The sequence below is a fragment of the Acrocarpospora catenulata genome (genome assembly GCF_018476525.1).
In the GTDB taxonomy this organism is placed as follows: domain Bacteria; phylum Actinomycetota; class Actinomycetes; order Streptosporangiales; family Streptosporangiaceae; genus Acrocarpospora; species Acrocarpospora catenulata.
Genome location: NZ_JAHCST010000063.1, coordinates 23,600 through 46,790, shown reverse-complemented (window position 1 = coordinate 46,790; position 23,191 = coordinate 23,600). Strand labels below are relative to the sequence as shown.

Below are 23,191 nucleotides of genomic sequence, written 5' to 3'. Positions count from 1 at the left end.
TTACCCCTTCTGGCTCCAGGATGGGATCAGCGCAGGTGGTGGTCGAAGAACGTGGTGATGCGGTTCCAGGCGTGGGGGGCTGAGGCGGGGTCGGGGGTGATGCCGAGGACGCGGAGGAAGGGGCGGAGGGGGAGAGGGGTGGGTTGGGGGTCGTTGAGGAAGGCGTGGCCGGCGGTGGGGTACTCCTTGATGTCGTGGAGGACTTGGTGGGTGGTTAGGGCGGATTGGAGTTTTTGGGCGGCCTTGGGGAGGGTGCGGTCTCGGGCGCCGTAGGAGGCGACGATGGGGCAGGCGCCGGAGAGGACGGTGAGGTCGCGGGGGAGGGGGCCGTAGTTGACGGCGGCGGCGTCGAAGTCGGTGGTGGCGGTGAGGAGGGCGAAGGCGCCGCCCATACAGAAGCCGATCACGCCGATTTTGCCGGTGCACTGGGGGGAGGTGCGGAGCCAGGTGCGGGCGGTTTCGATGTCGGTGAAGGGGCGGCCCTGTTGTTTGTGGAGGGCGCGCATGGTGGAGACCAGGCAGCGGCGGGCGCCGCCCATGCTGAACAGGTCGACGGCGAGGGTGAGGTAGCCGGCTTCGGCCATGCGGTCGGCGTGGCGGCGCATCATCGGGTCCAGGCCCATGATCTCGTGGAGCATGACCAGGCCGGGCCAAGGGCCGTCGCCTGGAGGTGTTGCGAGATATCCGTGTAAGGGCTGGGATCCGCCGCGTTGGGTGGAAATTTCGGTTAGGTCGATCTCGGGCATCGGCGCGCTCCCGGCTCGGGTTGACTGGTGGGCGACCATGTTTCCAGGAATGGGCGCGTGAGCGAATCCGCGCCGGAAGCACACGGGAAGCGGAACAGCGGGAAGTACAGCGGGCCGACGCTCACGGCGCTCGCATCCGGTCTCATCGGCGGAACCGGGCACGGCGGGAACGCAACAGCGGGAAGTATCGCGGGAGCAGAACAGCGGGGGCAGAACAGCGGGAAGCAGAAGGGCCCGGGGGCTGACGTGCTGATTTCGTCAGGTCCCGGGCCCGGGTTAGTGGGCTTACCGTCAGTCGTCGTACTTGCGCTTGAACTTGATGATTTTTCCGTTCTTGATGGCGACGTAGACGTCGTACTCCCAGTTGCCCTTCTGGAGTTCGACCTTCCAGGTGCGGTAGCCGTGTTCGCGCTCGCGTTCCACGTCCGTGACGTACGCGCCGGGGACCCGCTTCTTGGCGATCTTGATGGCCTGGGCGCGGCTGATGTCGGCGGCGGAGGCGGAGACTGAGGCGGAGGCCGAAGCGGAGGCCGAAGCGGGGGGCGCGGCGGAGAGGGTGACGAACAGGGCGGTCAGGGTGCCGAGGACGGCGGTTCTGGTCTTCATGGGGATACCGTCGCTTGACCTTCGCTATGGCCGCGCTTTGCGACGGTTAAGGCCGGGCAAAGGTGAGCGCGACCGTGGTTCCGCCGCCGGCCGGGGTGCGGACCGACATCGCGCCTCCGGCGGATTCCGCGGTACGGCGGGCGATGTCGAGCCCGAGACCGGTCGAGTTGCCCCCGCTCCGGCCGCGTTCGAGCGAGGACGGCATGCCGGGACCGGCGTCGGTCACCTCCAGCAGGGCCCCGGTGCCGGTGGGCGTGAGCCGTACCGACAGGGGGACGCCCTCCGGGGTGTGGGCGAAGACGTTCTCCAGGAGGGCGTCGAGGGTGGCGGCGAGGTCGTCGGGCGAGGTGGCGACCGGGAGGGGACCGGCGGGGAGGTCGAGGGTGACCGTCCGGTCCTGTTCCTCGGCGAGTACGGACCAGAAGGTGACGCGGTCGGCGACGACGGCGGTGGCGTCGCAGGAGCCGCGTTCCCGGGTACGGCGGCGTACGTCGTTGATGACCGAGGTGACCGCGCGGTCCAGGGCGTCCACACGGGCGCCGAGGCGTTCGGCCTCCTCGGGGTCGGCCAGGGACTCGGCCTCCAGACGCAGGCCGGTGAGCGGGGTGCGCAGACGGTGGGAGATGTCGGCGGCGGATTCGCGTTCCTCGGTGAGCAGGTCGCCGATCCGGTCCGCGAGGTGGTTGAGGGCGAGTCCGGCGGCACGGACCTCGGGCGGTCCGGCGGGGACGGCGCGGGCCGCCAGGTCACCGCCGGCCAGCCGGTGCGAGACGCGGGCCAGGCCGGTCATCGGCCGGGTGAGCGCGACGGCCAGGCGGTCGGCGACCGCCATGCCGAGGCCGATGAGGACGAGGCCGAGCAGGAGCAGGCCCAGCCAGGCCGAGCGTACGCCGCGGCTCAGGTCGTCGGCGGTGAGCAGCACGCGTACCACGGTGGTGCCGTTTCCGCCCTGGACGGCGACGAGGATCTCCCGGCCGCCGTCGGGGGTCTCGGCTGAGAGGCTGCGGCCCCGGGCGGCGAGTTCGACGGCGGGGGAGCGGTCGGCGGGGGCGCCCAGGGCTGTGCCGTCCGGCAGGAACACGGTGATCTGGTGGCCGCTGCCGGCGGAGGCCCGTTCGGCGGTCAGGGTGAGTGCTTCCGGGGACACCGTGCCCACCGCGGCGGCCACCGACTGGCCTTCGGTGGTGGCCTGGGCCACGGCGCCGTTCTCGGCGGCGGCCCGAACCAGCAGGGCCATCGGGACCAGCATCGCGATCAGTACCAGTGAGGTGGTGGCCGTCACCAGCAGGGCCAGACGCCGTCTCAAGATGGATCGACCAGTTTGACGCCGACTCCACGTACGGTGTGCAGGAAGCGAGGCTCTTGGGCGGTTTCGCCTAGTTTCTTGCGGAGCCAGGAGAGGTGGACGTCTACCGTCTTGTCCGTCATGCCGTAGGGCACCTGCCAGACCTCGGTGAGGAGTTCGCGCTTGGTGACCACGCGGCCGGGGCGGGAGGCCAGGTAGAGCAGGAGGTCGAACTCCCGTGGGGTCAGTTCGACGGGGGTTCCGTCCAGGGTGGCGACTCGGCCCCGGACGTCCATAAGGAGGCCGCCGACGGTGATCGTCGTGGTGCTCTCCTCCTGGCCGGTACGGCGGAGTACGGCGCGGATGCGGGCGTCGAGGTGGGTGGCGGTGAAGGGTTTGACGACGTAGTCGTCGGCGCCGGCGTCGAGCAGGCGGACCGTTTCCGCCTCGCCGTCCCGGGCGGTGGCGATGATCACCGGCATTCTGCTGACCGCGCGGAGCATGCGCAGGAGTTCCGCGCCGTCCAGGTCGGGCAGGCCGAGATCGAGTACGACCAGGTCGGGGCGGTTGTCGAGGGCCAGGCGGAGGCCGTCGAGGGCGGAGGCGGCCGAGGACACGGCGTGGCCCCGGTCGCGTAGGCCCCGGACCAGGGCGGTGCGGATGGTGACGTCGTCCTCGACGAGCAGCACATTTGCCATTTCCTCTGCCACGGTAGCCGCTTCGGGGATAAGGCATAAGTCCGTTATCGGGGCTTTAACCTCGTCTTAGCGTGGGCTCAGGCAGGGTGGCCTCATGAATCGTCTCGCGGTGGCCGGGTGGCTGGCGGCGGTGGTGGCGGCCACGGCCGCCGGTGTGGCCGTGACCAACGGCCTGACCGCCGCCGTCGCCGGCTCCAGCGTCCGCCCCCTCACCTCCGACCAGGTACGGCAGGCTCTCGCCATCCCGGTCACGACAACCCCGCAACCGGGCCCCGCGAAAGCGACTCCCTCGGCCGACAATCCCTCAGCTGAGGAATCCCAGGTCTTCGCCACCTCCGGCGGCACCGCCGTCGCGGCCTGCACCGGCGGCCAGGCCCGGCTACTCTCCTGGACCCCCGCGCAGGGCTACCAGGTGGACGACGTGGACCCCGGCCCCGACGACCACGTCAAAGTCAAGTTCGAGGCCGACGACTCCGAGGTCGAAATCGAGATCCGCTGCTCCGGCGGCATCCCGGTCGCCCGGGAGAAGATCGGCTGAAAGGGGTCAGTGGCTGCCGGCGCCGATCTGGGCGAAGATCTGTAACGCGGTGAGGGCGATGGGCAGGAGCACCACCGTGGCGAAGACGCTGAACGACGCCGTGCGCAGCCGCATCGGCCGGATTTTCGCGTTGTTGCAGCGTTCGAACTCGGCCACGAACAGCTGAACCCGCTCCAGGTCGCTGTCGTCGACGCCTTCCAGCGCCCGGGACAGTCGCGCCCTGCGGGCGGCCTTCGCGGTGCGTTCGACCGTACGGAAGGCGAGCCACGGCACCAGCGTGTACACGGGGGCGAGGAGCACGTACAGGAGGATCAGGCCCACGACCGAGATGGGCACGCTGCTGCCCAGAACCGCGATCAGGTTGGTGATGCCGCTGCCCAGCAGCACCAGGGCCCAGTAGACGGTGCGGTAGACCTTCGCCACGGGGGTCCAGCCGTAGCGGCCGTCCCGGTTGTACCAGTCGGCGCCCATGTCGGCGGCGAAGTACAGGGCCACCCCGAAGTAGACGGTGAGGACCCCCACCACGTTGAAGGTGAAGATCAGAACCATCGCGAGGAACGCGAGGATGGTGTAGATCACCAGTCCGATGGGATGGTCGGGGCCGGCCCACCAGTTCTGCTTGGCCAGGGCCACCCACTGGTTCTGCTCGTCGGGTGTCGCGGCCGTCGGGGCCAGGAAACGGAAGACGTTCTGGCTCAGACCATTCCCGAGCAGGGTGGCGAAGACGTAACTGGCGAAGAGCACGGAGCCGGACAGCAGAACCTTGGTGCGCGCGGTCACCTTGCCGAAGCGTGCGTCCAGGACGTCGAGTGCGGCGTAGTCGCCGCAGTCGCCGATGAGCCGGTCGATGCCCAGCAGCCGGGAGATCATGTTGGACCTGGGCCGCCGGCGCGGGACGATCGTCTTGGACTCGCGCAGTTCGGTCAGGGCGATGGAGATGTAGTGCCAGTGCCGGTGCAGCAGGGCGAATCCGGCGACAACCAGAAAGAGGCACAGGCAGCTGGTGATGTCGCGGATCAGCGGGAAGTTCGGTTCGGTCCGGGGCACCGATTCACTGAAGGCGTACCGCACGTCGGTGGGGTACTGGAAATCCGTCAGGCGGCCGAAGGTTCCTTCGATCAGGGTGGCGAGCACCAGCAGGAGGAACACCACCGATCCGGCCACCACAATCCAGCCGGCGTGCAGGTCCCGGAGTTTCCCCGGGAACAGCGGGATGAAATTGAAAGGATCGAATTTCGCCCGCTGTTCGGCTTTCCCGGTCATTCAATCTCCAGAGCGGACTGCTGACACTGCGTCGGTTCGCGGTGCCGGCCACGCCAGAGGTCCCGTCGGCCGGGCAAAAAGTATCGTAGTGCTCTGATCGCGTCAGAAGCGATAAAGCGCCGCGCCTATCTCGACGCCGCTGGCGGCGCAGGCGAAGACGGCGAGGTCGCCCGGCCCCACCGCTCCGGTACGCAGCAGTTTGTCCATGCCGAAGGGCAGCGACGAGGTGAACAGGTCCCCGCCCGTCCCGTCCGGCGGCACGAGCCGATCCCCGAGGACCGGCCAGTTCCGGCGCAGGCGGTCCACCGCGGGCGGGGAGAGCCAGGGTGGGACGATTGCGCGGATCCGCCGCGGCTCGACCTCCAGGGCGTCGAGTAGTTCCGCCACGACAGTTGGGAGATGTTCGACGTACCGATCTTGGAGGATCCCGCGGTCGCCGGCCCTGACGAAACTCCGCCCGGCCCGCTGTACGGCCTGCGCGCCGAACTCGCCGACATGCCCATCCAGGTGCCGGGCGTGGAAGCCGAGGAACCCGCTCTGCCCGGTCGGATCGTCCTCCAGCAACAGCGCCGACCCACAAGCCGCCACGCCCGGCCGGATGGCATCCGGGTCGCGTTCCTCCACCTCCGACGCGGCGACGAGGGCGTTGCGGACCTCGCCCGCCCGGATGAGTTCACACGCGACCCGGCAGGCGTCGAACAGGCCCAGCCCGCCATTGCTGAGATCGAATCCCAGGACGTTGCCCGATGACGTGGTCGAGCCGTCGAATCCGAGCTCGCCCGCCGCGATCGCGGCCACGGCCGGTTCGGCGATCATGCCTGTCACGTACACACCTGCGTGGACGAGCAGTTCCACGTCCGAGGGCTTGTGCCCCGCGTCCGCGAGGCATTTCCCCGTCGCCTCCCGGAGCAGCCCCAGCGTCGTCACGCCGCCGTCCTGCCGGCCGGCCAGCCCCAGGCCGACAACTCGCACGGGCTGGATCGGCCTGTGGGAAGCCGGGTCGGCGGGCGGCGCGGGCCGTGTCGACGCGGTTCCCGTGGCGAGGCGATGGGGCAAGTCGTCCAGCGAGTACAGGGCCGTGCCCACGCTGACACCCGAACCCGCGATCCCGAAGAGCAGCCGCTGACCTGAGTGGATCCGGCCGTCCAGGCTGCCGTCGTACAGGGCCAGGAGGTGGGTGGTGGTCGAGGTGTTGCCGCGTTCGGCGAGGTTGTCGATGACGTTGCCGTCGTGCAGAGCCGGGCCGCCGAACACCTTGTTGGCCCGGCGAATCCCCGCCCGTACGGCGAGCCGCGACGTCTGGTGCGGGATGAACCGGTCGATGTCGGATATGGACCGGCCGAGCCTGTCCAGCGTCTCCCACGCGTGCGCGACCGTCTCGCGCACGCCGACCATGGCCAGCGCTGCCGACTCCGTTCTCATGATGGCGCCGCCGTGCGCCTCCCCGGTCGGACCGGCGACGCACAGCCGGTGATGACGGCCGATGGTGCGCAACGAGATGTGCTCGAAGCCGGCCCGCTCGTCATCCGTACGCGTCAGCAGAACCGCTGTGCCCGCGTCGCCGAGCGTCAGGCACGCGATCCGCGGATCAGAAGCACCGTCGATCTCCAACTGCGCCGTACGGATCAGATGGGAGATGTACTCCCCGCTCACCACCAGCGCCGTCCGGATCCGCCCGGCACGGACGAGCGCGTCCGCCAGATAGATCCCGGTGAAGTTACCGGCACACGCGTTCGCCACGTCGAACGTCCACGCCCGCGTGCATCCGAGAACATGCCGGAGCCGGGTGGCGGCGGCCGGCTCGCAGGTGGCCCAGAACGGCCCGTCGATCCGCGAGACACTGGCACTGACCAGCAGGTCCACCTCGTCCGGCCGGATCGCCGAACGGGCGAAACAGTCCCGCGCGGCACGCACCGCGAGGTCGATGGAGTATTCACCCGCCCCGGCCACCCGGCGGGACACGATCCCGGTCGTCGGCTCCAGCGGCACAGCGGGCCGCCGCACACAACCGTCGAGCACTTCTTCCGTGGTCATCGTCCGGGACGGCAGCGCCACCCCGATGCTGTCGATGACAGAGCGGTACGGCTGGACTCTCCTGTCACCGACGTCCATGGGCAGTACCTCTAGGTCCGCTTGCAGATGTTCTCCGTGGCCGTTTTCGCGGTCGGGGTCGGCTTGGCCGACGGGCTGGGTGACGGGGTCGGCTTGGGGGGTTTCTTCACGGTGTGGTGTTGCTGGCCGAGGATGACTTCGACGCCGTTGATGTCGTCCACCTGGCGGATGTCCGCGCCGGGGAAGACGGTGGCCAGGGTTCGGGCCGAGTCCGCGCGGCCGGGGGCGTGGCGGATGACGGTGTTCTTGTAGTCGCGGCGGCCCGTGTCGCCGGCTTCGGAGGGAACCAGGAAACCGGCGTCGAGGAGGTCCTTGCGGGCGCGGGCGCCCAGGCCCGTGATGAGGGTGCCGTTGATCACTCGTACCGCGATGCGGTGGGGGGCGACGGTGTCGGCCGTCGGGGACGGTGACGGGGAGGCCGACGGGGACGGGGAGGGTTTGGCCGGCGGGTTCAGCGGCTGGTCGGTGGCGATGCGCTGGAAGAGGTCGCGGGCGGCCGGCTTGTCCCAGAGGACGGCGGATTCGCCGGTGGAGGTGCGGTAGTTGACGTCGGCCAGGGGGACGGTGACGAAGGAGATGTCGTCGAGGGAGAGGTCCCTGAACTGGGTGGCCAGGCCGAGGAGGTTCTTGGCCAGGGGCTGGTCGACGGTCAGGGTGCGGAGGGTGGAGTTGACCAGGCCGCCGAGTTTGGCGGGGTTGGAGAGAGTGTCGCCGCTCAGCGCCTTGGCCAGCAGGGCCGAGATCACCTGCTGCTGGCGGTCGATGCGGTCCAGGTCGGCCCGGCCGGTGGCCCGGGTGCGGGCGTAGGCCAGGGCGCTGACGCCGTTGAGGTCGTGGGTGCCGGGGGCGAGCACCAGCTTGGTCTTGTCGTCGTTGATCGCCACCGGGGTGCACACGGTCACCCCGCCCAGCGACTCGACCACGTCGATGAAGCCCATCACGTCCACCTCGACGTAGTGGTTGATCCGCAGCCCGGTGGCCTGCTGCACGGTGCGCACCGCCAGTTTGGCCCCGCCGAACTGGTACGCCGAGTTGATCTTGCGCTCGCCCTTGCCCGGCACGTCCAGCCAGGTGTCGCGGGGCAGCGAGACCACGGTGACGCGCCGGTGGTCCTCGGACACGTGGATGACCATCATCGTGTCGGTGCGCTCCCCGGCGTCCCGGCCCAGGTGCAGCTGGTTCTGCTCGCGGCGGCTGAGATCGTCCCGCTTGTCCAGCCCGACCAGCAGGATGTTCATCGCGCCCTGCGTCTCGGAACCGGCGGTGCCCGCGTCCACCGAGGAGATCTGCCCGCTCACGTAGCTCGGGATGGCCCAGGCGAACCCGGCGCCGACCAGCACCAGGCTGGACAGCGCCCCGGTGATCGCCAGCGACCGGACTCCGGCCCGCGGGCGGCGGCGAACCTGGCGGGGAGCGACCCGGACCCCGCCGTAGGCGTCCCCGCCCACGTGAACGCCCGAGTCAACACCCGAGTCCTCCACCGGTCCCCCCTCGAGGTTGCCGACCACGCCCCCTCGTACAGTAGCGTGAGCGCAGCCAAGAACCCCTTCCCCGACGCGCCCCTAACGAGTCTGATGAGCCCTTCGATCTCCGTCATCATGCCGGTACTCAACGAGGAACGGCACCTGCGCCAGGCCGTCCAGCAAGTGCTCGAACAGGACTACGACGGTGCCATCGAGGTGGTGCTCGCGGTGGGCCCCTCCAAGGACCGGACCCAGGAGGTGGCGGACGCGATCGCCGCCGCCGACCCCCGGGTGAGCGTGGTCCCCAACCCCACCGGCCGCACCCCGAACGCGCTCAACGCGGCCATCGCGGCCTCCAGCGGCGGCATCGTCGCCCGGGTGGACGGCCACGCCATGCTGCCCGAGGACTACCTGCGCACGGCGGTGCGGACGCTGGAGGAGACCGGCGCGGACAACGTGGGCGGGATCATGGCCGCCGAGGGTGTCACCCCCTTCGAGCAGGCGGTGGCCCGGGCCATGACCTCCAAGATCGGGGTCGGCAACGCCGCCTTCCACGTGGGCGGCGAGGGCGGCCCGGCCGACACCGTCTACCTGGGGGTGTTCCGCCGGGAGGCGCTGGAGCGGGTGGGCGGCTACGACGAGCACTTCCAGCGGGCGCAGGACTGGGAGATGAACCACCGCATCCGGGAGAGCGGCGGCCTGGTCTGGTTCCAGCCGAAGATGCGGGTCTCCTACCGGCCCCGGCCCAACGTGCGGGCGCTGGCCAAGCAGTACTTCCACTACGGCCGGTGGCGGCGGGTGGTGGCCCGCACCCACCAGGGCACCATCAACCTGCGCTACCTGGCCCCGCCGACCGCCGTGCTCGGCATCGTGCTCGGGTTAGTGGTGGCGCCGTTCTTCTGGCTGGCCGCCGTGATCCCGGCCGCCTACCTCGTGGCCATCCTGGCCGGTTCGGTGCTGACCGGGCGCGGGCTGCCCCCGGGCGCGCTGGCGCTGCTGCCGGTGGCGTACATGACCATGCACCTGTCCTGGGGCTTCGGCTTCCTGACCAGCTCGCCGAAGCTGAACAAGCCGCGCGAGGGCATCGGCCTGCACGATCTGTTCAACTAGCCCGCCCGTACGTCGATCACCTGGCCGGTGAGGTCGGAGGCCAGCACCGCCAGGCTGGTACGGGCGGCCTCCGCGGGCGTCAGCAGGCTGGCCGGGGGCTCCTCGGTGAACGAGCGGAAGCGGGTGGTGGCCGGTTCGGGGTTGACGCAGTTGACCCGGATACCGTGCTCGGCCCACTCCTCGGCCAGCGCCTGGGCCAGGTTGGCCACCGCCGCCTTGCTGGAGGAGTAGAGGCTGTGCCCGGCCTGCCCGCGCAGCGCGGAGCCGCTGGTGAACAGCAGCAGGTGGCCGTGGCTCTCGGCGAGGTGTTTGAAGGCCGCCCTGGCGACGGTGACCGGACCCAGGTAGTTGACCGCGATGGTCTCCTCGACGGCGGCCTGCTCGGCGTCGGCCAGGTTGCCCCGGTGCAGCACGGTGGCGGCGTCGACCACGTAGTCGATCCGGCCGGTGGCGGCGTAGGCGCGGGCCAGCGCGTCGGCGACGGCCTTCTCGTCGTGGACCGGGGTGCGGGCACAGGGGAACACCGTGGCCCCGTGTGCGGCGGCCAGGGCGGCGATGTCGGCGCCGAGGCCGTACGAGCCGCCGAAGACGACCAGGGTGCGCCCGTCCAGCCGCCCGACGTCCGGCACGGGCGCGGCGGTGAGCTGGAAGAGCCGGTCGGCGATGAAGGCGTCCACCGGATGGGTGACCTTCATGTTGTGCTCGCTACCCGCCACGATGGCGATGGGCACGTCGGGGCGGTAGCGGAGCAGCACCCCGCAGTCGTCGGTGGCGGGCCGCCCGGCGAACTCGGGGTCGGCCAGCGCCCGGGCGTAGGCGTCCCTGATCACCGAGAGCCGGAAGCACTGCGGGGTCTGGGCGCGGCGCAGCCGCGACCGGTCCGGGGTGTCGCGGACGACCTCGTCCTCGACCACCAGCACCGTGTCGGAGGACGGAATGGCCACACAGGCCGCCTGGAACTCGCCGAGCGCGGCCACGCAGTCGGCGATGATGCGCGGCTCCACCAGCGGCCGCACCGCGTCGTGCAGCAGCACGTCGCACTCCCGGTCGCCGAGCGCCCGCAACGCCAGCCAGGTCGACTCGGTACGGCTGGCGCCCCCCTCGATCACCTGGCCGACCTTGCGGAACCCGTTACGCGCCACCAGCTCCCGCACCTGGTCGGTGAACCCGGGCGTCATCAGCACGACCACCTCGTCGATGTCCGGGTGGCGGTCGAACACGCCGATGGAGTGCTCCAGGATCGACCTCCCGGCGATCTTCAGCAGCTGCTTGGGCGCGCCCAGGCCCATGCGCTGCCCGACACCGCCCGCCAGCACCACGCCCACGGCCGGCAAACGTGACCCGCTCATCGCGATCCTCCGAGCTCATGATCCTCCGAGGTGCACCTTACCCTCGCGGGTGATTGCTCATTAGTGATCACTCGGTTACGTTGCGAGGTACGTGGGCCCGGGTGGAGCTTCTGACAGCGAAGGCGGTCTGGGTATGGGGGATCGGCGGCCGGACGCGGTGGCGGTGGTCCTGGCGACCACCCCGGCGTCCGGGCTCACCTGTGCCACCAGAACAGAAGGCAGAACGGAAGGCGCCCTGGAAAGGGAAGGCGCCGGGGGAACCAGGACGGAGAGCGCCGAGGCGACCCTGCTCGACCGGCTCACCGACCAGCTGGTCGCGCTGCCGGTGGGCGACCTGCGGGTGGTCTCCGACGTGGGCCTGCCCGCCGCGCTGCGCGAGGTGGCCGCGGTGGCCCGGGCGGCCGAGGCCCCGGTGGCCGTGCTGGCCGGGGACGTGGTGGCGCACACCGAGGCGCTGGCCCTCCTGCTGGAACATCCCGCCAGGAGCACCGGCGCCCTGGTCGGCAACGGCGCCCCCGACCCGCCGCACGCGCCGGTCCGGGTCGAGCACGGCCGGGTGGTGGCGGCCGGCAACTCCTTCCACCAGGTGCACGCGCCCAACGCCACCTTCCGCGGCGTCTTCCAGGTGGCCGAGGACCAGGCCAAGAACCTGGCCGACATCGCCGACGAACTGGCCGCGCTGGCCGAGCGGCAGGCCTTGGGCGAGGTGTCCGAGGCCGAGGCCCCCGACCTGCTGCTGGCGGGGCTGGTCCGCTCGGGGGTGCCGGTGCGGGCGGCCCGGCTCGGGGAGGTCCGCCGCAGGACCACCGCCGGTGTCGCCGCCGACGCCGACATCGGGCTGCGGTGTACGCGGGTGACCGGCCAGGCCGAGGCCGACCTGGCGCTGCGGCGGCTGGCCGAGGTGGACGAGGAACGGGTCCGCATGGCGTCCTCGATCAAGGCCGACGACGGGTTCTTCGCCACCTACCTGGTCAGCACCTGGTCGCCGCACCTGGTCCGGCTCGCGGCCAGGATCGGGCTGGCCCCCAACTCGGTCACCGGGATCTCGCTCGGCCTGGCCGCGCTGGCCGCCGTCTGGTTCTCCGCCGGAGACCGGCAGGGCATGGTGGCCGGGGCGGCAGCCCTCTACCTGTCCTTCGTGCTCGACTGCGTGGACGGCCAGCTGGCCCGCTACACCCGGCGCTTCTCCCCGCTGGGCGCCTGGCTGGACGCCACCTTCGACCGGGCCAAGGAGTTCCTGGTCTACCTCGGCCTGGCCATCGGCTATCCGGGCGACGTCTGGCCGCTGGCCGTGGCGGCGATGCTCCTCCAGGCGGTCCGGCACATGATCGACTTCGCCTACGCCGGGGCGGTGACCGACGCCGCCCAGGCGGGTTCCGCCTGGGCGCCGCCGCAACACTCGCTGGCGGTGGCGATGGACTCGGCCCGTACGGTGGCCGCCGTGCAGCGCGAGAACACCATCGTGCAGCTGGCCGAGCGCCTGGACGGCGGCACGGTCTCCCGCTGGATCAAGAAGATCATCGTGCTGCCCATCGGGGAGCGGATGGCGCTGATCGCGGTCACCGCCGCGCTCTTCGACGCCCGGATCACCTTCCTGGCGCTGCTGGTCTGGGGCGGGGTGGCCGCCCTCTACTCGATCACCGGACGGATCGCGAGGTCGCTGGCATGACCATGGTGGAGATGACCAAGGTCCCGGCCAGCTCGGTGCTGGGCTACCGGGACGACGGCCCGCTCTCCCGGGCCATGGGCGCCATGGTGGCCGGGCAGCTGCCGCCGCTGCCCCCGGTCATCGCCGCGCTCTTCGTCACCGGCATCCTGCTCGGCGTCGGCATCGCGGGAACGGACGGCCTGGCGGTGTTCGCCCCGCTGGTGGCCCTGCTGCTGGCCGGTCCCGGCTCCTCGCACCGGCACGACGGCCGCCTGGACTGGCTGGTCCCGCCCCTCCTGCGGATCACCGAGTACGGCTTCATCGCCCTGGTCGGCTTCGCCCACGGGGTGCCCGCGCTGATCATCATGGTGCTGCTCGGCGCGATCGTCTTCCACCACTACGACACGGTCTACCGCATCCGCCAGCACGTCTACCTGCCGCACTGGCTGAGCACGGCCGGTCTGGGCTGGGAGGGCCGTATGATCATGGTGGCCGTCGGCGGGCTGGTGAGCAGCGCCGCCATGTTCGTGCTGCTCGCCCTCTACCTGTGGGCGCTGTTCTGCTGGGAGAGCCTGGGGTGCTGGCTGGCCGCGCCGCGCTCGGGGGTGGAGGCGGCCGAACTCAGCGCGCACGATTAACGTCGGACGAGCATTCGGCCAACACCGGATTACACGATCTGGGCGCTGAGGCAACTAACCTTTGGGGTTACCTGAAGCTTTACAGACGCTCGACCCCCAAGGAGTGCACGTTGCTGGGAATGGTGCTGGCCGCCGGAGCCGGACGACGACTGCGGCCGTACACCGACACGCTGCCCAAGGCGCTGGTGCCGGTCGACGGTGAGACCACGATCCTGGACATCGCCTTGCGCAACCTCGCCGCGGTGGAGCTGCGGGAGGTCGTGGTGATCGTGGGGTACCGGGCCGAGGCCGTGCACGAGCGGAAGGCGGCCCTGGAGGAGCGGCACGGCGTGCGCCTCACCCTGGTCCACAATGACAAGGCCGAGGAGTGGAACAACGCCTACTCGCTGTGGTGCGCCCGGGACTACTTCGGGCAGGGGGCGTTGCTGGTCAACGGTGACACCGTGCACCCGGTCTCGGTGGAGCGCACCCTGCTGGCCGCCCCCGAGACCAGCGACATCCTGCTCGCCGTGGACGATGTGAAGACGCTGGCCGACGAGGAGATGAAGGTCACCCTGAACGGGGGCGACCTGGCCCGCATCACCAAGCTGATGGACCCCGCCCAGGCGTACGGGGAGTACATCGGCGCCACCCTGATCCGCCCCGGCGCGGCCGACCGGCTGGCCGACGCCCTGCGGGCCACCTTCGAGCGCGACCCCCAGCTCTACTACGAGGACGGCTACCAGGAGATGGTGGCCCGCGGCGAGCGCATCCACGTGGCCCCGATCGGCAAGGTCGACTGGGTCGAGGTGGACAACCACGACGACCTGGCCAAGGCCCGGGCCATCGCCGGCACCTATCTCTGACCCGCCGACGACCACGACAAGGGAGGCCAGATGCCGATTCTGGCGAGGATGCTCCCGGCGCCGCTGACCATGGAGGTGCGCCGGGGGGCGATCGCCCAGCTCGGATCGCTGCTGGCGGACAGCCGGGTGGCGACCTCCGGGCGGGTGGCGGTGGCGGTGGGCACGAACCAGGGGGACCGGATCGCCAAGGTGATCGCGCCGTCCCTGGGGGAGGCCCAGGTGCTCAGGGTGCCGGACGGCTCGGTGGACGCGGCGATCTCGCTCGGCGCCGACCTGCGCAAGGGCGCCTACGAGGCGGTGGTGGGCATCGGCGGCGGCAAGACCATCGACGCCACCAAGTACGCCGCGTCGCTGGCCGGCATCCCGATGGTGGCGGTGGCCACCAACCTGGCCCACGACGGGATCTGCTCGCCGGTGGCCTCGCTCACCCACGAGGGCGGCAAGGGCTCCTTCGGGGTGCCGATGCCGCTGGCCATCATGGTGGACCTGGACTTCGTGCACGACGCGCCCCAGTCGCTGGTCCGCGCCGGGGTGGGCGACGTGATCAGCAACCTGTCCGCGATCGAGGACTGGCAGCTCGGCAACGCCGAGCGTGGCGAGCCGATCGACGGGGTGGCGGTCTCGATGGCCCGCACGGCGGCCGAGGCGGTGGTGGGCCGGACCGACTCCATCGAGTCCGATCCGTTCTTGACGGTGCTGGCCGAGGCTTTGATCCTGTCCGGCATGTCGATGGTCATCGCCGGGTCAAGCCGTCCGTCCAGCGGCGGGGATCATGAGATCCTGCATGCCGTGGATCAGCTCTTCCCCGGCACCTCCAATCACGGTGAGCTGGCCGGAATCGGCGCGGCGTTCTGCTTCTTCCTCCGCGAGGACGCGGCCCGCCTCACCCAGGTCACCGGCTGCCTGCGCCAACACCGGCTGCCGGTGACGCACGCCGACATCGGCCTGACCACCGAGCAGTTCGTCGAGGCCGTCAAACTGGCCCCCGCCACGCGGCCGGGCCGGTACACCATCCTGGAACACCTGCGGCTCTCCGAAGCCGAGATTCGTGAGCGGGTTGAGGCATATGTCCACGCCGTCGGTCGCTGAGCTCCGCGCCAAGGCGCAGCCCGAGATGACGCTGGAGCGTCGCAACGGGGAACACTGGGCGGGTCTGCTCTACATGCGGCGGCTGTCCATCTACGTCACCTGGCTGCTGGCCAGGACGCCGATCACCCCCAACCAGGTGACCGGCCTGATGATCGTCTCCGGCGTGCTGGCCGGGGCGGTGCTGGCCCTGCCGGGGCTCTGGGCCGCCGTGGGGGCGGCCCTGCTCATCCAGCTCTACCTGCTGCTGGACTGCTCCGACGGCGAGCTGGCCCGGTGGACAGGACGGACCTCCATCGCCGGGGTCTACCTGGACCGGGTGGGTCACTACTTCGCCGAGGCGGCGCTGCTCATCGGCCTGGGCTTCCGGGCCTCGGAGACGCTGCCCGACTGGTACACGGTGCTCGGCCTGGCGGCAGCGCTCGGGGCGATCCTGATCAAGTCGGAGACCGACCTGGTGGACGTGGCCAGGGCCCGCTCCGGCCTGGTGGCGGCGACCGAGGCGTCCGGCGCCCAGTTCGCCTCCGCGAAGATCAGGATGGCCCGGCGGGCCGCCGCCGCGCTCCGCTTCCACCGGGTGATCCAGGCCGTGGAGCTTTCCCTTATCGTGGTGATCGCGGCAGTGCTCGATTCCTGGTTTTCGGCTACCCGAATCCTGGTCGTGGCGTGTGCGATCATCGCTGGTGTACAGATGATTCTGCACCTGGTGAGCATCCTGGCGTCCCGGCGGCTGGCTTGATCCGCCTCCGGGCCAACTCCTTCCGGACACTTGGCGTTTGGTGGGTGTTCGCCGACGGTTCCGATACCCTTATTGCGCAGCAAGCAGGCATAGATCCGGATTTGGCAGCCCATACAGACTCGGTGATCATGAAATCGTGTGTTACCCGCCAAGCGTCGGGGCGATGACGCGGTGAAGATTTCGTGTGTCATCCTCACCATGGGTAACCGCGTCAGCGAACTGAACCGGGCCGTCGAGTCGGCCCTCGCGCAGGTCGACGGCGACGTCGAAGTGGTGATCATCGGCAATGGCGCGGACGTGCCCGAGCTCTCCGCCACCCCGCCGCCCGGCTCCGCCGCGACGATCAAGACGGTACGGCTGACGCACAACGTCGGCATCCCCGAGGGCCGCAACCGGGGCGTCCAGGAGTGCTCCGGCGACGTGGTGCTCTTCCTCGACGACGACGGCTGGTACGCCAACGACAAGGTGGCCTCGCACGTCCGGGACCGCTTCGCCGCCGAGCCCGACCTGGCGGTGATCTCGTTCCGGGTGATGGACCCGGACGGCGGCTCGGTGCAGCGCCGCCACGTGCCCCGGCTGCGGGCCGGCGACCCCGAGCGCTCCTCCCCGGTGACCACCTTCCTGGGCGGCGCCTGCGCCATCCGCCGCTCGGCCTACCTCCAGGTCGGCGGCCTGCCGGAGAAGTTCTTCTACGCGCACGAGGAGACCGACCTGGCCTGGCGCCTGCTCGGCGAGGACTACCGCATCGAGTACGACGCCGCGCCCGTCATGTACCACCCGCTGGTCCTGCCCTCCCGGCACGCCGACTTCTACCGCCTCAACGCGCGCAACCGCGTCTGGCTGGCCCGCCGCAACCTGCCCTGGGCGCTGGCCGTGCTCTACCTGCTGGACTGGGTGGTGCTCACGCTGGTGCGGGAACGCTCGGCGCTGGCCCTGAAGTCCTGGTTCCGCGGCTTCGCCGAGGGCCTGCGGGAACCGGCGGGCGAGCGCCGCCCGATGACCTGGCGGACGGCGTGGCGCATGTTCCGCCTGGGCCGTCCCCCGATCGTCTAGAACGCCGGCCCGAAGCTCATCCGCAGCCGCCCGATGGTCGAGGTGACCAGCGCGTGCTTGGGCAGCCCGAGCTCGCTCAGCTCCTTGGCCACCGGATGGTTGCCCAGCCGGATCAGCGCACCGCCGGGCCTGGCCCGGACCGCGCCGGGCCGCATGGTGAAGGCGGTGCGCCGGGTCACCCCCTCCAGGTGCGTGTAGGCGTGCACCGGCGCGATCCGGCGCGGCGGCATCGGCATGCCCGGCCGGATCAGCAGATCCAGCACCAGCCGCCCGTCCCTGCGCAGCACACACCGCTTGTACGGCGAGCTCAGCCGCAGGTCCACGTCGGCGAGCTCCTTGGGAAACCCCCAGATCTCCCGCCCGGCGGCCAGCGTGAACGGCTGGTCCACCGGCAGCCAGTGCACGAACACCCCCGACCCTGCGTCGCGCAGGTCCAGGAGCCCGGCGCGCAGCGATCGGCGCGGCGGCGGCCCGGCCTCCGGCGGGCGGACCAGGAAGGCCACCCCGAACTCGTGGTAGGCGCCCAGGTCGGAGTCCCGGTACTCGACGAACAGCAGCGTGCAGACCGCCTTGCCCGGCAGCACCTCGGTCACGTCGAGCCCGGAGTAGGCGATCACCGCCCGCGCCGCGTCCGCCCGCACCAGGTACACCGCCGTGCACGCGGTGGCGTCCCTGATCTCGACCGGCAGATCCACCCGGCGGCCCAGGATGTCATGGCTTCGAGCGTCTTCCATCGCCATTCGTCCAGTACATCAACCGCGGGCAGGACCGTACAGGTTCTAGGCGGGAACAGCGCGACTGGGACGGCGGGTGGTGACCCGGCTGGGGGCGCTCGCCCAGGCCTCCAGGTGGGCCACGAAGGCGGCGGCGGCGTCCGGCCAGTGGTAGCGGGCGGCGGCCTCGGCGTGGCCCTGGGCGGCGAGCGCGGAGCGGCGGGCGGGGTCGTCCCGCAGTTCCAGCACGGCTCTGACGACCGCCTCCGGGTCCTGCTGCGGCACCAGCGTGCCGCAGCCGCGCATCACCTCGGTGGCCACCGGCAGCGGCGTGCTGATCACCGGCACCCCGTGCGCCATGTACTCGATGATCTTGGTGGGCAGCGAGTCGCGGTAGTTGGGCAGGTCGTGCAGGAGCGAGAGCCCGGCCAGCGCGCCCTCCGCCATCCGCAGCGCGTGCCGGTTGGGCACGTACCCGAACCAGTCGAGCAGGCCGGAGCGCTGGGCGTCCCGCAGCATCGGCCGGATCGGCACGTCGGCGGGGCCGATCAGGTCCATCCTGATCCCGTGCGGCCGGAGCAGCCGGGCCACCTCCAGCATCTCCACCGCGCCCCGGGCCGCCGAGATGTGGCCGACGTAGACCACCCGGTTGTCGCCCGGCGGCTTCGGCGGGGCCTCCGGCACGTACGTGTGGTTGGGCACCACCGGGTGCTCCCGCCCGAACCTGGCCCGGTAGGACTCCTCGGCCAGGATCAGGTGGAGCCGCCGTTCCGCCCGCTCCTCCAGCCGCCGGACCAGCGGCGGCAGCACCGACTTGGCCAGGCCCGGCAGGTACTCCTTGACCTCCAGGGAGCCGATGGTGTCCTCGTGCACGTCCCAGACGGTGGGCGGGCGGCGCCGGGGGAGCGCCAGCAGCAGTTCCAGGTCGTGGACGAGCAGTAGGTCGGCGTCGGCGCAGCCACGGCGGAGCGCGGACCGGGCGGCCCGCAGTGCCCTGGCCCGGCGCAGGCCGGTCGCGCGGGGCACGTCGATCGCCCGGATCTCCGGCGGCGGCGTCACGTTGCAGTGCGTGAACGGCGCGACGAAGGTCACCTCATGCCCGGCGTCCAGCAACGCCCGGATCTGCCGGTGCATGATGCGCGCGTCCTCTGGATGGTGCACGACCGTACCGACACATACCTTCATAGAGCGAGGCTGACCGGCGGGTCCGACGTATCCGCATGAGTTGCGTTAATCCGGATCGAACTACCGCTGAACTTCCGGCTTCTGATCGTCTGTGGCGGGTACCTGCGGGGCCGGTCTGCGGTACAGCCAGCTCAGCCTGGGCTCCAGGACCCACCGGAAAATCGACCGGGTGATCGGCAGGCTGAGGACGATCGCGACCACCAGCGAGCCGGCGATGATGGCCGCCGTGCCCAGCGGGCCCTCCAGCCAGGGCAGCCTCAGCCAGCCCATCTCCCGGGCGATCAGCACGGGGATGCCGTGCAGCAGGTAGCAGTAGAGGGTCCGGGTGCCCAGGTCGGAGAACCAGGTCTCGGTCTTGGGGATCAGCGCCAGCACCGCGAAGCAGAGCGCCAGCACCCCCGCTAAGAAGGCCAGCCGGAAGCCGATGCCGTACCACCAGACCTGGTTGAGGTCGTGGTAGCTGAACCGGAAGTAGAACACGCTCAGCTTGAGCTGGGGCGCTAGGACCAGGGCGACGCCCGCCCAGGCGGCCAGGATCACCGCGCCGAGGATCTTCGCCCAGGTGCGCTTGACCAGCTCGAAGTGCTCGGGCTTGAGCACCAGGCCGAGCACGAAGAACGGCATCAGGCCGAAGAACCTGTCCATGCTGAAGTCCTGCCCCAGCTGGGAGAACCCGGAGAACAGGTAGACGAACAGCGCCACCGCCAGCGGGTAGCGCATGCGTTTCCAGACCGGGGTGGTGAGCCGCCAGAGCAGCAGGGCCACCAGGTACCAGTTCAGCCAGGCCGGGTCGGTGATGGTGAGACTCCACTTCTGGCCCAGCGCGTACCGGAGCAGGGCGTAGCCCACCTCCACCACCACGTACGGCACCAGCAGGGTGTCGACCAGCTTGTTGACCTTGCCCCGGGAGTCCCAGAAGTTCTTGGACAGGTAGCCGCTGACCATCACGAACAGCGGCATGTGGAAGCCGAAGAAGAAGATGTAGGCGGCCCGGTTCACGTCCGCGTCCACCGTGGTCCGCAGCGCGTGCGAGGCCACCACCGTGACGATCAGGACGAACTTGACGTTGTCCAGGTACGGCTCGCGCTTGCGCTTGGCCGGGGGCGCGGGCGGCTCCTCCCACTCCTCCTGCTCCTGGGCGCGCTGCTGCTGCCAGGCGTTGCCCCGGGTGGGCACCTGGTGCTGGGTGCTCTGCGCCCAGGCCGGCAGCGGGATCGACTCGGTGGGCGGGCGCTCGAAGTCACGGATGGGCTCGCGCACGGGCTCGCGGCCCGGGTCGTACGCCGCGGGCTGGGCGGGCAGCGGTTCGGCCGGCGGGTCGTACGGGTTGCGGCGGCGCCACGGGCTCCACTCGTCGGGCGCGGCGATCGGCTCCGGGGTCGGCTCCGGCCACTGGTGCGGCGAGGCGGCCGGATTCGCCGGGTGGGCCGTGCCCTGGCTGTAGGAGGTGTACGGGTCGTACATCTGCTGCCGGGGCGGCTGCGGCGGCGGGGCGGGCTGCGGCGGCGGCGGGGCCTGCGGGGCAGGTCTGGTCGAGCCGCCGAAGTAGTCGAAGGAGGGCGGCGCGGCCTCGGCCGGCGGGTCGGGCGCCGCGCGGCGGGGCCGCCGCACCGGCAGCGGGTCGCCGGGCCCCTGCAGGGTGGGCGGGGGCATGGCCGGTGCCGGCATGTCGTCGGTGATCCGGGTGATCACACCCGTCGGATCGTCCTCGACCCGTCCCATCACCCCGGTTGGCGCGTCTTCGGCGTCGGGGTCGGCGCCGGGTCGCGATGGGGGAACCGAGGGACGGTGTCGAAGTTCACTCACGGGGGAAACGCTCAGCTATCTGTCGGAGACCGGGGGGCCGGTCGTGGCTCATGAGAAGCCACGCCCTAGTCGGACATTAGCGAAGGCGCCCCAGAGGATCAGGCGAACCTGGAAAGCGGGACGCGTCCACCAGGCTCCTTAGCCTAACCTTTCTCGCCGCCGAATGTCGCCTTGGGGCGGGAAAGTGATCAATGAGACATCCGGCCGGAGCGGGGTTTCCGCCCGCTCCGGCCCGGAAGATCAGACCGTGCAGATGTCGGTCTCGGAGTCCACGGTGGTCGCGCCGTCGGTGGCCTCCAGGGGGATCTTGACGCCGTCCCAGTCGGCCCCGATCACCAGCTGGATCACCGGCCCGACGGCCTTCTTCTCCTGGCCGGGCGGCGGCGTGGCCGGGGTGTAGGGGGCCACCCCCGACGGCTTGATCATGTTGGTGTCCGCCTTCACCTGCGGCCGGAGCACCGCGGTGAGCAGCTTGGAGCCCTCCCAGCCGGCGCCCTTGTAACTGACCGTGGTGGTCGGCCGGTCCTTGCCGTCGGCCTGGAGCGCGTTGCCCACCTCGACCACCTTGAAGCCCTGCGCGGCCAGCGCGTCCGCCACCTCCTTGCCCCGGCCGTTGGTGTTGGTGCCGTTGATCACCTGCACCCGGACCTGGGCGGCCTCGGTGGGCTTGGGGGTGTTGTCGGCCGGGGCGCTGGCGCTCGCGCTCGCCGCCGGGGCGCTCGGCTCGGCCCTGACCTCGGTGTCGTACTTGATGGCGTCGAACAGGTTCTTGGCGGCCGGCTGCTTGAACTGCACGCGGTTCTTGTCCGCCGTGTACGGCTCCCAGGGCACCGTGGTGGCCTTGAAGCCCTTGGCCGTCAGCTTCCGGGCGCTGGCCGCGACATCCAGCAGGGCCTCGGTGTTCAGCTGGTCGTCCATCTCCACCGACTTGGTGGCCGCCGAGACGAAGGAGGTCAGCTTGCCGATGTCGGTGAGCATGGCACTGCTGGTGGCCTTCTTCACGATCTGCGAGATGAAGACCTGCTGCCGCTTGATCCGCCCGATGTCGCTGCCGTCGCCGAACCCGTGCCGGGACCGGACATAGGCCAGCGCGGTCTCGCCCCTCACCACCTGTGTGCCGGCTGGAAGCTCGAGTTTGGCCTGGCGGTCCGTCACCGGCCTCGGGACGCAGATCTCGATGCCGCCCAGGGCGTTGACGATGTTCTTGAAGCCGTTGAAGTCGACCTTGATGTAGTGGTCGATGTGGATGTCGGTGAGGGCCTCGATGGTGCGACGGGTGCAGATCATGCCGCCGAGGGTGAACGCCGCGTTGATCTGCCCGAGGTGGGCCGGGACGATCTGCTTGGTCTTCAGGTCGCGGCACTCGGGGATGGTCACCATCGAGTCGCGCGGGAAACTGATCAGGCGGGCCTGGTCGCGGTTGGGTGACACGTGCAGCAGCATGATCGTGTCGGTGCGCTCGGTGAAGTCCTCGCGGGCCGCCTTCTGGCCGTACCTGGCGTTGCCCTCGCCCTGCCGGGTGTCGGAGCCGACCAGCAGCACGTTGATGGCGCCGGTCTGGTTCTCGGGGCGGGTCTTGTCCAGGTCGTCGGTGGAGGCCCCGGTCTTGATGTTGCCGAGGGTCTGCCGGTAGAGCGTGTACGCGGTGAGCGTGCCGAGCACCAGCACCGAGGTCAGCACCACGCTGGTCCAGCCGAGCACGCCGAGGCCCTTCTCGCCGCCTCCTCCTCCGCCGCCGGACTTCTTCTTGGCGGCCGGGGGCGGCGGGGGCGGGGGCGGGGAGCCCGCGTGGAAGGGGGCCGGTTCCGGCTCCTCTTCCGGTTGATCCTTCTTGCGGCGCCCCCAGCGCATGCGGCGGGGCTCTTCGTCGTCATCGTCGAAGCGGTCGCCCACGCCCCAGCGGTGCTCGTCGAAGTCCGGGTCAGGCTCGGCCCGTCGCCGGCCGTGCGACGGCTCCGGCTCCTGGTAGGCATCCTGGCGGTACTCCTGGTAGGCGTCCTGCGGGAACTGCGGGGGCTGCTGGTACTGCCCTTGGTACTGGTCCTGGTACTGGTATCCGCCGGGCGGCTGCTGCGGGTACTCCGGCTCCTGGGGTTCCGGGTCGCGCCGCCGCCGGGAACCGTGACCGTAGGTGACCGGGTCGCTGTGCGTGCCGTAGACGGCCTGGTCGGCGGGGCCGTAGGCGTACGGCCCGGTCTCCGACTGCCCCCACACGCGCTGGTCCTGCTGCTGCGGCCGGTCCTCCGGATGAGGCGAGGGGCGGTGCCGGTGGTCGCTCATGCCATCTCCTCGCCGGACGATGTTCCGA

Annotated in this window: 20 protein-coding genes; 8 read left to right on the top strand and 12 right to left on the bottom strand. The window is 70.8% G+C overall.

Annotated features, from left to right (window positions below; genetic code table 11):
• Nucleotides 1-26 precede the first annotated feature (26 nt).
• From KIP79_RS38380 to KIP79_RS38365, 4 genes are all read right to left on the bottom strand, one after another.
• Nucleotides 27-746: a dienelactone hydrolase family protein gene (locus KIP79_RS38380; RefSeq protein ID WP_214109914.1), complete on the bottom strand. Its 720-nt coding sequence runs from the start codon at nt 744-746 to the stop codon at nt 27-29.
• A 291-nt stretch (nt 747-1,037) separates the two neighbouring features.
• Nucleotides 1,038-1,352, bottom strand: coding sequence for a PepSY domain-containing protein (locus tag KIP79_RS49055; protein ID WP_214109913.1), 315 nt, complete (start codon nt 1,350-1,352; stop codon nt 1,038-1,040).
• A 46-nt stretch (nt 1,353-1,398) separates the two neighbouring features.
• Entirely contained in the window at nt 1,399-2,658 is a 1,260-nt protein-coding gene (locus KIP79_RS49050) for a sensor histidine kinase (RefSeq protein WP_214109912.1), read from the bottom strand.
• Nucleotides 2,655-3,335: a response regulator transcription factor gene (locus KIP79_RS38365; protein WP_214109911.1), complete on the bottom strand. Its 681-nt coding sequence runs from the start codon at nt 3,333-3,335 to the stop codon at nt 2,655-2,657. Before KIP79_RS38365 ends, KIP79_RS49050 begins: the two co-directional genes overlap by 4 nt.
• Before the next feature lie 94 nt (nt 3,336-3,429).
• On the opposite strand from KIP79_RS38365, the gene KIP79_RS38360 reads away from it, so the two are divergent.
• On the top strand, nt 3,430-3,873 hold the full coding sequence (locus KIP79_RS38360) for a hypothetical protein (protein ID WP_214109910.1): 444 nt from the start codon (nt 3,430-3,432) through the stop codon (nt 3,871-3,873).
• Nucleotides 3,874-3,879: 6 nt separating this feature from the next.
• On the opposite strand, the gene KIP79_RS38355 is transcribed toward KIP79_RS38360, so the two are convergent.
• The 3 genes from KIP79_RS38355 to KIP79_RS38345 all read right to left on the bottom strand — a co-directional run bounded on the left by KIP79_RS38355 (nt 3,880) and on the right by KIP79_RS38345 (nt 8,756).
• On the bottom strand, nt 3,880-5,136 hold the full coding sequence (locus KIP79_RS38355) for a hypothetical protein (protein ID WP_214109909.1): 1,257 nt from the start codon (nt 5,134-5,136) through the stop codon (nt 3,880-3,882).
• A 102-nt stretch (nt 5,137-5,238) separates the two neighbouring features.
• On the bottom strand, nt 5,239-7,248 hold the full coding sequence (locus tag KIP79_RS38350) for a 3-oxoacyl-[acyl-carrier-protein] synthase III C-terminal domain-containing protein (protein ID WP_214109908.1): 2,010 nt from the start codon (nt 7,246-7,248) through the stop codon (nt 5,239-5,241).
• Between the two features lie 11 nt (nt 7,249-7,259).
• The gene (locus tag KIP79_RS38345; RefSeq protein ID WP_308170102.1) at nt 7,260-8,756 is read right to left on the bottom strand and encodes an LCP family protein; all 1,497 of its coding nucleotides are present in this window, start codon (nt 8,754-8,756) and stop codon (nt 7,260-7,262) included.
• Between the two features lie 66 nt (nt 8,757-8,822).
• On the opposite strand from KIP79_RS38345, the gene KIP79_RS38340 reads away from it, so the two are divergent.
• Nucleotides 8,823-9,821 (top strand): glycosyltransferase family 2 protein, encoded by a 999-nt coding sequence (locus KIP79_RS38340; RefSeq protein WP_214109907.1) that lies wholly within the window; start codon nt 8,823-8,825, stop codon nt 9,819-9,821.
• On the opposite strand, the gene KIP79_RS38335 is transcribed toward KIP79_RS38340, so the two are convergent.
• Nucleotides 9,818-11,170 carry a bifunctional cytidylyltransferase/SDR family oxidoreductase gene (locus KIP79_RS38335; protein WP_214109906.1) on the bottom strand — a complete coding sequence of 451 codons (1,353 nt, stop codon included), beginning with the start codon at nt 11,168-11,170 and terminating at the stop codon, nt 9,818-9,820. The two genes, KIP79_RS38340 and KIP79_RS38335, sit on opposite strands and share 4 nt — an antisense overlap.
• A gap of 133 nt (nt 11,171-11,303) precedes the next feature.
• Between KIP79_RS38335 and KIP79_RS48785 the strand changes: the two genes are divergently transcribed.
• From KIP79_RS48785 to KIP79_RS38305, 6 genes are all read left to right on the top strand, one after another.
• Nucleotides 11,304-12,839 carry a CDP-alcohol phosphatidyltransferase family protein gene (locus tag KIP79_RS48785; RefSeq protein ID WP_214109905.1) on the top strand — a complete coding sequence of 512 codons (1,536 nt, stop codon included), beginning with the start codon at nt 11,304-11,306 and terminating at the stop codon, nt 12,837-12,839.
• On the top strand, nt 12,836-13,456 hold the full coding sequence (locus KIP79_RS48780; protein WP_214109904.1) for a DUF5941 domain-containing protein: 621 nt from the start codon (nt 12,836-12,838) through the stop codon (nt 13,454-13,456). Before KIP79_RS48785 ends, KIP79_RS48780 begins: the two co-directional genes overlap by 4 nt.
• Before the next feature lie 110 nt (nt 13,457-13,566).
• Nucleotides 13,567-14,301, top strand: a complete 735-nt coding sequence (locus tag KIP79_RS38320; protein ID WP_214109903.1) for a phosphocholine cytidylyltransferase family protein — start codon at nt 13,567-13,569, stop codon at nt 14,299-14,301.
• Nucleotides 14,302-14,349: 48 nt separating this feature from the next.
• A complete protein-coding gene (locus tag KIP79_RS38315; RefSeq protein WP_214109926.1) occupies nt 14,350-15,390 on the top strand; it encodes an iron-containing alcohol dehydrogenase family protein in 1,041 nt (346 codons plus the stop codon).
• Nucleotides 15,368-16,126 carry a CDP-alcohol phosphatidyltransferase family protein gene (locus tag KIP79_RS38310; protein WP_214109902.1) on the top strand — a complete coding sequence of 253 codons (759 nt, stop codon included), beginning with the start codon at nt 15,368-15,370 and terminating at the stop codon, nt 16,124-16,126. Before KIP79_RS38315 ends, KIP79_RS38310 begins: the two co-directional genes overlap by 23 nt.
• A 171-nt stretch (nt 16,127-16,297) precedes the next feature.
• A complete protein-coding gene (locus KIP79_RS38305) occupies nt 16,298-17,179 on the top strand; it encodes a glycosyltransferase family 2 protein (protein WP_214109901.1) in 882 nt (293 codons plus the stop codon).
• On the opposite strand, the gene KIP79_RS38300 is transcribed toward KIP79_RS38305, so the two are convergent.
• From KIP79_RS38300 to KIP79_RS38285, 4 genes are all read right to left on the bottom strand, one after another.
• The gene (locus KIP79_RS38300) at nt 17,176-17,913 is read right to left on the bottom strand and encodes an acetoacetate decarboxylase family protein (RefSeq protein WP_214109900.1); all 738 of its coding nucleotides are present in this window, start codon (nt 17,911-17,913) and stop codon (nt 17,176-17,178) included. The two genes, KIP79_RS38305 and KIP79_RS38300, sit on opposite strands and share 4 nt — an antisense overlap.
• 45 nt (nt 17,914-17,958) lie before the next feature.
• Entirely contained in the window at nt 17,959-19,077 is a 1,119-nt protein-coding gene (locus KIP79_RS38295) for a glycosyltransferase family 4 protein (protein ID WP_214109899.1), read from the bottom strand.
• A gap of 60 nt (nt 19,078-19,137) precedes the next feature.
• Nucleotides 19,138-20,883 (bottom strand): acyltransferase family protein, encoded by a 1,746-nt coding sequence (locus KIP79_RS38290; RefSeq protein WP_214109898.1) that lies wholly within the window; start codon nt 20,881-20,883, stop codon nt 19,138-19,140.
• Nucleotides 20,884-21,123: 240 nt separating this feature from the next.
• Entirely contained in the window at nt 21,124-23,163 is a 2,040-nt protein-coding gene (locus KIP79_RS38285; protein WP_214109897.1) for an LCP family protein, read from the bottom strand.
• Nucleotides 23,164-23,191: the final 28 nt, after the last annotated feature.

What these genes read in the sequence shown, in the direction of transcription:
- KIP79_RS38380 (WP_214109914.1), bottom strand. Translation starts at nt 746, where the DNA reads ATGCCCGAGATCGACCTAACCGAAATTTCCACCCAACGCGGCGGATCC.
- KIP79_RS49055 (WP_214109913.1), bottom strand. Translation starts at nt 1,352, where the DNA reads ATGAAGACCAGAACCGCCGTCCTCGGCACCCTGACCGCCCTGTTCGTC.
- KIP79_RS38365 (WP_214109911.1), bottom strand. Translation starts at nt 3,335, where the DNA reads ATGGCAAATGTGCTGCTCGTCGAGGACGACGTCACCATCCGCACCGCC.
- KIP79_RS38360 (WP_214109910.1), top strand. Translation starts at nt 3,430, where the DNA reads ATGAATCGTCTCGCGGTGGCCGGGTGGCTGGCGGCGGTGGTGGCGGCC.
- KIP79_RS38355 (WP_214109909.1), bottom strand. Translation starts at nt 5,136, where the DNA reads ATGACCGGGAAAGCCGAACAGCGGGCGAAATTCGATCCTTTCAATTTC.
- KIP79_RS38350 (WP_214109908.1), bottom strand. Translation starts at nt 7,248, where the DNA reads ATGGACGTCGGTGACAGGAGAGTCCAGCCGTACCGCTCTGTCATCGAC.
- KIP79_RS38340 (WP_214109907.1), top strand. Translation starts at nt 8,823, where the DNA reads ATGAGCCCTTCGATCTCCGTCATCATGCCGGTACTCAACGAGGAACGG.
- KIP79_RS38335 (WP_214109906.1), bottom strand. Translation starts at nt 11,170, where the DNA reads ATGAGCGGGTCACGTTTGCCGGCCGTGGGCGTGGTGCTGGCGGGCGGT.
- KIP79_RS48785 (WP_214109905.1), top strand. Translation starts at nt 11,304, where the DNA reads ATGGGGGATCGGCGGCCGGACGCGGTGGCGGTGGTCCTGGCGACCACC.
- KIP79_RS48780 (WP_214109904.1), top strand. Translation starts at nt 12,836, where the DNA reads ATGACCATGGTGGAGATGACCAAGGTCCCGGCCAGCTCGGTGCTGGGC.
- KIP79_RS38315 (WP_214109926.1), top strand. Translation starts at nt 14,350, where the DNA reads ATGCTCCCGGCGCCGCTGACCATGGAGGTGCGCCGGGGGGCGATCGCC.
- KIP79_RS38310 (WP_214109902.1), top strand. Translation starts at nt 15,368, where the DNA reads ATGTCCACGCCGTCGGTCGCTGAGCTCCGCGCCAAGGCGCAGCCCGAG.
- KIP79_RS38300 (WP_214109900.1), bottom strand. Translation starts at nt 17,913, where the DNA reads ATGGAAGACGCTCGAAGCCATGACATCCTGGGCCGCCGGGTGGATCTG.
- KIP79_RS38295 (WP_214109899.1), bottom strand. Translation starts at nt 19,077, where the DNA reads ATGAAGGTATGTGTCGGTACGGTCGTGCACCATCCAGAGGACGCGCGC.
- KIP79_RS38285 (WP_214109897.1), bottom strand. Translation starts at nt 23,163, where the DNA reads ATGAGCGACCACCGGCACCGCCCCTCGCCTCATCCGGAGGACCGGCCG.